This is a genomic window from Enterococcus villorum (genome assembly GCF_007990225.1).
GTDB classification, from domain to species: Bacteria; Bacillota; Bacilli; order Lactobacillales; family Enterococcaceae; genus Enterococcus_B; species Enterococcus_B villorum.
Genome location: NZ_BJWF01000099.1, coordinates 1 through 761, shown reverse-complemented (window position 1 = coordinate 761; position 761 = coordinate 1). Strand labels below are relative to the sequence as shown.

Below are 761 nucleotides of genomic sequence, written 5' to 3'. Positions count from 1 at the left end.
AGATGAGGCTTGCGACTTAAGTCGTGGGAGTGTCAACTATACTTGCAATTGCTTCTGCTACTTGATTATAAAATTATGGATTTTGTGAAGTGGTGAGTATCACGCTATTAATACATAGAACATTGAACTTATTCTAAAAAAACTTTCATTCACTTTATCCTCTACAATTTTTTATTCTCTCAAAAAAGCATCCCATTCATTAGATTTTTACTCTAACTTTTGGGATGCTTTTAACTAGGAAAAACTTATTTTTTATTTATTCTTCTTTGTTTTTTTAATAAAAGCGACAAGAAATACTAAAACGATGATGCTAGCACCAACCATTGCTAACCATCTGTTGGAAACACTATTTGTTTGTGGAAGTACTTTAGTATTTTTGTTGTGACGATTCATCTGATTAGGATCATTGTTTTGGTTTTCCTCTATCGAAGTATTCGTCACACTACTATTTGTCCCTACACCATTTATATTACCAGAAATGATATCTCTTGGCGTACTGTTCATACTACCATCATAATCAACACTTATATCTGGCTCTGAACCATTCCCGCTATGTGAAGCTGGTACGCCATCGGTATTACTTTCACTGGTGTCCGTGCTGCTTTCACTTGTTGTGGTGTCCGTGCTGCTTTCACTTGTTGTGGTGTCCGTGCTGCTTTCACTTGTGTTTTTTGTGTCCGTACTACTTTCACTTGTACTTGTGTCCGTGCTGCTTTCACCTGTACTTGTGTCCGTGCTGCTTTCACTTGTACTTGTGTCGG

2 protein-coding genes are annotated in these 761 nt (G+C 37.1%); both read right to left on the bottom strand.

Annotated features, from left to right (window positions below; translation table 11 throughout):
* Positions 1–252: 252 nt before the first annotated feature.
* Complete coding sequence (locus tag EVI01_RS13825) at positions 253–504, bottom strand: LPXTG cell wall anchor domain-containing protein (RefSeq protein ID WP_025480673.1); 252 nt, start codon at positions 502–504, stop codon at positions 253–255.
* 20 nt (positions 505–524) lie between these two features.
* Positions 525–761, bottom strand: a 237-nt coding sequence (locus EVI01_RS13820; protein ID WP_186808785.1) for a hypothetical protein, incomplete at its 5' end; no start/stop codon positions are given.

What these genes read in the sequence shown, in the direction of transcription:
- EVI01_RS13825 (WP_025480673.1), bottom strand. Translation starts at nt 504, where the DNA reads ATGAACAGTACGCCAAGAGATATCATTTCTGGTAATATAAATGGTGTA.